Here is a 6,198-nt window from a genome sequence, read left to right as displayed (position 1 = left end):
CAGGGTTTGAAGCAACACTTGAGTCGCCGAAGGGAACTTATAAGTTAAACGACAGCATAAAAGTAAAAGGTGTTGCCACTGCTTACGCGGGGAATGCGTTGAACGGCGCCCTGGTTAAATACCGCGTTGTAAGAAGAGCTGTTTTCCCGATGTGGGGATATTCAGGCTTTGGTATGACGCGTAGTTCAGGACCTGATGCAGGAGTGAACCCTGGGCTGTATGGAGGATCCCGCAAAATGATCTGGCCGCCTTATCCTCAAAATGAAGTTGAAGTTGCAAACGGCAAGACTCTAACAGATGGGGCTGGGAATTTTGAAATCAATTTTAAAGCGATACCTGATGCCGGTATAGATCCAAAAAACCAACCCGTTTTTCATTACTCGATAACGGCTGACATTACCGACATATCCGGTGAAACCAGGTCGACATCATCTGCGGTAGCTGTTGGTTATCATTCTCTTAAATTGGATGTTGATTTACCTGAAAAAGTGCATGCTGATAGCCTTAGCAGATTAAAGTTAGTTTCAACCAATCTGAATAATGTGTTTGAGACGGCCATCGTTTCTGTGAACCTTGTCAAATTAAAATTGCCTTCAAGGATCTTCAGGGAAAGGTTATGGGAACAGGCGGATCAGCAGGTGATCGATGAAAAGGCATATAGTTCTTTGTTTCCGCACGATGCTTATAAAAATGAAAATGAGCCAACCGTCTGGGAAACAGCCGGGACCGTTCTTTCATTTACAGATTCTACCAAAGAAAGTGGCATATTCAAACTTCCGGCAGAAAAGATTGACGCAGGATGGTATCGTTTCGAGGCAAAAGCCAAGGATCGGTCAGGCGACACCGTTAGTTTAATAAGATATCTGCAGGTCTTCAGGGATAGAATAGTAACTCCAGATCTTTTTGCTTCGGTTTCCGCTGATAAATCAAGTGTGCAAAAAGGTGAAAAATTTCAATATAGCGTCGAGACTAATGTAGACAGCGTGTTTGTGATACAGGATATTGAATCAGGCGATGATTCACTCAGGCGGAATTACCTGGGTCTTAATAAAAACAAGGAAGCGTATGAAATGCCGGTTACTAACAATGAATCAGGAGGATTTGGTATCCAGATCGCATTTGTAAAGTATAACCGGATCTTCAGTTCTTATTTACCGGTTGAAGTACCTAACACTGATAAAGAGCTGTCCATAAGTTATGAAACCTTTCGCGATAAGACGCTGCCTGGTTCAGCTGAAAAGTGGAAACTAAAAATAAGCGGGGCTAAGGGAGATAAAATTGCGGCTGAAGTGTTAACAGGAATGTATGATGCATCGCTGGATCAATTCAGCCCACATGCCTATAATAAACCTGGTATCTGGCCAATTTATTTTCAACGTGCATCATGGGAGGGACCAACTTTCAGGCAGGAGCAATCAAGACTGAAACCCGGGGAAAGAGAATTTGCTTCTCTTGACAAAACTTATGACCGTTTATTTATTGATGATTCAGAAGTACAAGGGATAATGTTTGATAGCGATAAAATATATGGCGCAAGGGGCGGCGGAATCAAGATCAGAGGAGCTGCTAACCGGGTAGAAAATCTGGCACCGTCACCAATGGCCATGCAAGAGAAAAGAGCTTTCGAAGTGGCCCAGCCATTACCTTCAGATATAGATCCGACTGGTAGTATAGCCCTGGCATCTGATACTGTGCCTTTGGTCGTTCAACCAACAATCCGCAAAAATTTCAATGAAACCGCTTTCTTTTTCCCTGAACTTAAAACGGATAGCAGTGGTAACATTGAATTTTCATTTACCATGCCGGAAGCCCTGACACGTTGGAAATGGATTACGCTTGCACATACAAAAGATCTGGCATTTGGTCTCGGTGAAAAAACCGTTGTTACCCAAAAAGAACTCATGGTTCAGCCAAATGCAACCCGCTTTGTGAGACAGGGCGATCGCATAGATTTCAGCGGCAAGATTGTGAACCTGACCGATACCGAAATGACCGGCCAGGTTGAGCTTCTGCTGATCGACCCAACCACCAACCAGTCTGTTGATGGCTGGTTTAAAAATGTATTTCCAAATCAATTCTTTACTGCACCGGCAAAACAAAGTGTTGCTGTTAATTTCAGTATAGAGATCCCTTTTCAATACAGTAAAGCGTTGACATACCGGATGGTAGCCCGTTCTGGCAATATCAGCGACGGTGAAGAAGGTATACTACCGGTGTTGAGCAACCGAATTCTGATCACAGAAGCTTTGCAGCTCCCTGTTCGCGGTTCATCAACAAAAAATTTCACCTTTGAAAAATTGTTGAAAAGCGAAACAAGTGAAACGATTACCAATCATTCACTGGTTGTCGAATACACATCTAACCCCGCCTGGTTTGCCATTCAGTCATTGCCTTTTCTTGCAGGAAATAAAAGAGAGTCGGCTGATGAGACTTTTAATAACTATTATGCAACCGTTCTTGCTGCCACCATCTTAAATGCTTCACCGGCCCTCAAAGATTTCTTTTCTAAATATCAGGACGACGATACAGCCTCCCTGTTATCAAATCTTGAAAAGAATCCTGAACTAAAAGCCATGTTACTTGCCGAAACTCCGTGGGTACTGCAGGCGAAATCGGAACGTGAACAAAGACGACAGTTAGCGCTGATGTTTGATATTAAGCAAATCGGTTCCAAACAACAAGCTGCCCTGGCAAAACTCGCGACCTTACAATCGCCCGAGGGTGCCTTCACCTGGTTTCCCGGAGGACCTAAGGATCGTTATATCACTCAATACATTTTGACTGGCATCGGACACATTATTAAGTTAAACCCGGCAACAATCGATAATACACTGTTGCAAACATTTGTTAAGCGAGGTCTTGATTACCTGGATAAAGTGATTATAGCTGACTATGAACGCCTGGTGAAAAATACAAAAAAAGGCTCCAGCCCAACCGGAGGCCTTGATCAAATGCAGATTCAATATTTGTACCTCCGTAGTTTTTTCCGGAATTCCACCATGGCCGGCAATACCTTGAAAGCATATAGTTATTACCGTACACAATCCCAGCAAACCTGGCTGAAACAAACACGTTATATGCAGGCGATGATTGCCATCGCTTTACAGCGAACTGACGATATAAAAACAGCGAAAAACATCATCGCATCATTAAAACAAAATGCTATTGTAAATGAAGAACTGGGCATGTATTGGAAAGACGTGAGATCCGGTTATTACTGGCACCAGGCACCCGTTGAAACCCAATCAGTCCTGATCGAAGCATTTGCTGAAATTGCCAGGGATGAAAATTCAGTTACAGATTTGAAAACATGGTTACTGAAACAAAAGCAAACCCAGGGTTGGTCAACGACCCGGGCAACAGCCGATGCATGTTATGCTCTATTAATCAGCATTGATGGAAATCGTGCTAAGGGCAATGTCATAAACGAACTTTTTACCGAAAATCCATCAGTTGAAATTCACCTGGGCGCAACAACCATTTCTTCAACATCTGAAAACCCCGAAGAAGGTAGCGGTTATTTCAAGAAAACGTTTTCTGATGAACAGGTAAAACCATCCATGGGCAATATCCAGGTCAGGGTTACACCATCTAAAGTTCAACCAGGCAAAACCGATAGTAAAGAACTTCCAGCCAAGGGCAAAGAATTTCCAGCTGAGGGCAAAGAACTTCCAACCAAAGACAAAGAACTTCCAACCTGGGGGGCAGTCTACTGGCAATATTTTGAAAACCTCGACCAGGTCACCAGTGCAAACGGATCGATGCAGATAAACAAAAAACTGTTTGTTGAAAACAATACAGCAAACGGTCCTGTCCTCACCCCATATACCAGCTTAACACCGCTGAAAATAGGCGATAAAGTGAAGGTGAGACTTGAACTAAAAACCGATCGTGATATGGAATATGTGCATTTAAAAGACATGCGGGCGGCTGGCACGGAACCGGTAAATGTGTTAAGCAGCTATAAATGGCAGGACGGCCTTGGATATTACGAATCGACATCTGATGCAGCCACAAACTTTTATTTCAGCCGGATAAATAAGGGAACCTATGTTTTCGAATATGTTGTATTCGTAACCCATACCGGTAACTTCAGCAACGGCATTGCCACCTTCCAATCATTGTATGCTCCAGAATTCCGTGCGCATTCAGAAGGAATAAATGTTTCAGTTGAATAAATAACTTTAAGATGAATCGAGGGAAAATTGTTTATGAAACACGTTGATAATTTATGATAAAGAAACCTTGATGGTTGTCATTAAGAACCCTTGATGATTGTCAATAAGAAAACTTTGGTGATTGTCATTAAGAAACCTTGATGATTGTCAATAAGAAAACTTGATGATTGTCAATAAGAAAACTTTGGTGAATTTTCATTAGGCAACCTTCATTAAGTGCCTCCAGAATCGTTGATTAAGTGTCATGAAGCAAAATCGAAAGAATTATCATTAGGTAAACATTGATAAAGTGTCATTACATACACATTGATAATTCTCATTAGGAAAACAATGAAGTTTTAATTAATACATATCGTTGATTAATTTTTATTTATGAACGTGGATTTTATACTGGTTGGACAGGGCATTTGTGGTACGATGATGTACCGGTTTTTAAAGCAAGCCGGTTACAGCATAATTGTTATAGACCAACCAAAAAATAATACCGCTTCGAAGGTGGCTGCAGGTGTAATCAATCCTGTAACCGGGAGAAGAATAGTCAAGACATGGCTGATAGATGAGGTAATGCCTTTCGCAAAAGACATCTATGGAAAAATAAGTGAAGAATTAAAGATCAAAGCAATCAGCGAAGCATCAATTATAGATTTTTTCCCCACACCTCAGATCACTGAAGCCTTTAAAAAACGATACCAGCAGGATACTGAATATTTATCCTTTCCTTCAGACCCTGGCAAATGGTCCGGCCTGATAAATTATGAGTTCGGTTATGGTGAAATAACACCCGCCTTCCTCGTCAACCTGCCAGACCTACTCGATTCCTATCGCACACGTATAGCCGAAGAAAGCAATATCGTTGAAGAAAACTTTGATCATCAGAAACTCGGGTTGCTTCCAGGGGGTGTGAAATACGGAGACATAACAGCCCGTCAGATCATTTTCTGCGATGGGATCTCCGGAACACAAAATCCCTATTTCAGCAACCTGCCGTTCGCACCCAACAAGGGAGAAGCAGTCCTGGTTCAGATAGATGATCTTTCGCCAGCCCATATCTATAAAAAAGGTTTCAACCTGGTTCCCTGGAAAAACAACATATTCTGGCTGGGGTCAAATTATCTCTGGGAATTTGAAGATGACACCCCCACACCCGGCTTCTATCGTTTCGCCGAAAACTGGCTAAAACAAACCCTGAAAATTCCATTTACCATCATTGACCATCTTGCAGGTATCAGGCCTGCCACCCTGGAACGAAGACCATTCGTAGGGTTTCATCCCATCCATGAACAGGTAGGAATTTTCAATGGTATGGGTGCAAAAGGTTGTTCACTGGCACCGTTTTTTGCGAACCAGTTTGTAAACTCGATTGTTTCCGGTGCAGGTTTATCCAAAGATGCAGATGTAAAACGTTTTTCGCGTATACTTTCGCGTAAGCTGGAATTGTGAAATCCGCATTTATAAAATTGCATAAAAAGTCGATCATCGAACACAATTTGATTCGGAAAATTAACAGGATTATTATGCAACAGTTTTTTGGTCGCTTCTTCGCTCCGTTGGGAGCGGGATTGTGCCTTTTTGCGGCTGTGTCCCGTGATTAATACCTTTGCTCATGTCCCGCACGTGCGGGATTGTCTCCGATCGGCTTTTTTGCCCTGATCAGCTTCAGTAAATCCGACCATTGCACGAAGTGCTGGTTTGCTTTCTTTGTTTACCAGCATTCTTATGCAACAGTTTTTGGTCGCTTCTTCGCTCCCTTGGGAGCGGGATTGTGCCTTTTTGCGGCTGTGTCCCGTGGTTAATACCTTTGCTCATGCTGGGAGTGGTTCTTGTCTCCGGTCTTCTGCGGGGCCCTGATCAGCTTTGTTAGGGTTTCTTCAAGTGCTAATTGCAGTATCGCCCTGATCGGCTTCAGTAACTCCGACCACGGTACGAAGGCCGCGCAAAGGCACAATCCCGCTCCCAACTAGCTCATCCACTTGGGGGAATATCATACCAGTCATAACAATTCTTACGAGTCCTATATAGC

Annotated in this window: 2 protein-coding genes; both read left to right on the top strand. The window is 42.8% G+C overall.

From position 1 onward, the window contains the following. Positions 1-4,178: alpha-2-macroglobulin family protein (locus VK664_RS11890; RefSeq protein WP_461398879.1), on the top strand; the 4,178-nt coding region annotated here is incomplete at its 5' end. Between the two features lie 372 nt (positions 4,179-4,550). Then, the gene (locus VK664_RS11885; RefSeq protein WP_461398878.1) at positions 4,551-5,618 is read left to right on the top strand and encodes an NAD(P)/FAD-dependent oxidoreductase; all 1,068 of its coding nucleotides are present in this window, start codon (positions 4,551-4,553) and stop codon (positions 5,616-5,618) included. The last annotated feature ends 580 nt before the right edge of the window (positions 5,619-6,198 follow it).

Source organism: Flavitalea sp. (assembly GCF_035489435.1).
In the GTDB taxonomy this organism is placed as follows: Bacteria; Bacteroidota; Bacteroidia; order Chitinophagales; family Chitinophagaceae; genus DATHKG01.
The sequence above is the reverse complement of the archived record's forward strand: the minus strand, read 5'-3'. Positions and strand labels throughout refer to the sequence as shown.